At 71.1% G+C, this 2035-nt stretch carries 2 protein-coding genes and 1 pseudogene; all 3 read left to right on the top strand.

The features are described 5' to 3' along the window. Nucleotides 1-218, top strand: a pseudogene (locus G6026_RS16980) (hypothetical protein); the annotation flags it as partial. A 64-nt stretch (nucleotides 219-282) separates the two neighbouring features. Next, a complete protein-coding gene (locus G6026_RS12625; RefSeq protein ID WP_182613377.1) occupies nucleotides 283-1626 on the top strand; it encodes a YbhN family protein in 1344 nt (447 codons plus the stop codon). Between the two features lie 5 nt (nucleotides 1627-1631). Beyond that, nucleotides 1632-1994 (top strand): DUF3054 domain-containing protein, encoded by a 363-nt coding sequence (locus G6026_RS12620; protein WP_347238102.1) that lies wholly within the window; start codon nucleotides 1632-1634, stop codon nucleotides 1992-1994. The last annotated feature ends 41 nt before the right edge of the window (nucleotides 1995-2035 follow it).

Raw genomic sequence — 2035 nt, 5'->3', positions numbered from 1 at the left:
GGTCCCCGGCGACGGCGGTGGGAGTCCTCGGGCCCGAGCCCCGGCCCGATCTCCACGCACCGGAGCCGGAGCCCGCACCGGATCCCGGGCCCGCACCCCGATCCGAGCCCCGTCGCCGGGACGACGGCGCCGCAGGGGAGAAGATCCCCGCGGCGGAGCTGATCGCCCGGCTCCGGCGAGAACGGGAGAGGGAGAGGGGACGCGATAGCGACGCGTGAGGCCCGGCCCGGCCTCCGGAGTGTGAACCTGGGTCCCGGCCGTCCCGCGGGTTATGGTGGCGTAATGAAGGGGACGCGGGGCACCACGCTGCGCCGTCGTGTCCGGATGGTCCTGGCCAACCCCTGGTTCAAGGCGATCGCGACCCTGACCGTCCTGGGTTTCATCCTCTACTGGCTCCGCGGACAGATGCCGTTCTTCGCCGAGGGGTTCTCGGCGGTGGTCAATCCGCACTGGGGATGGGTCGCGGTCGCGTTGGTGTTCTCGTACCTGTCCATGTCCAGCTACGGCTCGGTGCAGAAGGTGCTCCTCCAGTCGGCCGGGGTCAGGGTGGGGTACTGGGGGAGCGTCGGACTGGTCTTCTCCGCCAACGCGTTCTCGACGTGCATTCCCGGCGGACAGGTCTTCGGGACCACCTTGACCTACCGCAAGACCCGGCAGTGGGGTGCGACGCGGGTCGTGGCGTCGTGGCAGCTGGTGATCTCCGGGGTGCTGTCGGCGGTGGGGATCGTGCTGCTCGCGCTGGCGGGCTTCTTCCTGGTGGGCCGCGTGTCCAACCCGTTCCTGCTGATGCTGTCGGCCGTCGGCCTGGTGGCGATCGTGGTGGTGGTGCAGTGGGCCGCGCGGAACCCGGACAGGATCGAGGAAGCCCTGCTGGCCCTCCTGGCCTGGGTCAACGCGCGGCGACGCAAGCCCGCCCACCATGGCGCCACCGGAGTGCGCAAGATCGTGGAGCAGGCCGAGGCGGTCGAGATGACCAAGACCCAGTTCGCCAAGGCCTTCGCGTTCTCGCTGCTCAACTGGGTGGCCGATGTCGGGTGCCTGTGGGCGGCCGCCCACGCGGTCGGCGCGCAGCCCAGCATCGGAGGTCTGTGCATCGCGTATGTCACCGGCAAGATCGTGGCCTCCGCGCCGATCACGCCGGGCGGGCTCGGGACGGTCGAGTTCGCGCTCATCACCGCACTCACCGCTGGTGGACTGGGCGCGCATCAGGCGTTCGCGGCGGTGTTCCTCTACCGCATCGTCAGCTTCGTCTTGGTGGCGCTGGCGGGATGGGTGGTCTTCTTCCTCTTCTACCGTGGAGCGGTGGAGATCGACCCCGATGTCGAGCACGAGGAGGGATCCCCTCCTCGTGAGCGCCCCTCGTCGTCGTCGACCACCCCCCACCCGGAACGCTCCACGGTCGTCGCCGCCCCGCCGGCCGGTATCGCCGCGATGTGGCCGCTGCACGGCACTCCGTGGCGTCCGACCTTCCACGCGCATTCTGGTCCTACCCCCCTTCTGCGGGTCCGCGATGACGGGACGCGAGCGGACGGGGGCGGCGATGTCGACGACGAGGCCCGCGACGACGCAGACGAGGACTCGTGTGCGGTGAGCGGCCCGAGGCGACGTGACGAGAAGGAGCCGTGACAGTGGTGGCCCTTCCGCTCGTCCTCCTGCTCGACGCGGTGTCGGTGGTCGTGTTCGCGACCTTCGGACGCGGTGCGCATTCCGAGGGTCTCGGGCTCGGCCAGGTGTGGGGGACGGCGTGGCCGTTCCTGGTGGGTCTGCTGGTGGGGTGGATCGCGGTGCTGGCCGCTCGCCGCGACCCCGCGGGCGTCCGATCCGGTGTCGTGGTGTGGGCCTGCACGCTCGTCGGCGGGATGGTGATCCGCGGACTCGGCGACGGGCGGGTGCCGCACTGGAGCTTCATGCTGGTGGCCGCTCTCGCCACCGGCGTGCTGCTCCTGGGGTGGCGGGCACTGCGCGCAGCGTGGACCCGGCGCCGGGCGGACTAGCGGAACTCGGGCGGTATCTGGTCGAGCATGTGGGCCGGGAC

Source organism: Dietzia sp. DQ11-38-2 (genome assembly GCF_014145055.1).
Taxonomy (GTDB): domain Bacteria; phylum Actinomycetota; class Actinomycetes; order Mycobacteriales; family Mycobacteriaceae; genus Dietzia.
The sequence above is the reverse complement of the archived record's forward strand: the minus strand, read 5'-3'. Positions and strand labels throughout refer to the sequence as shown.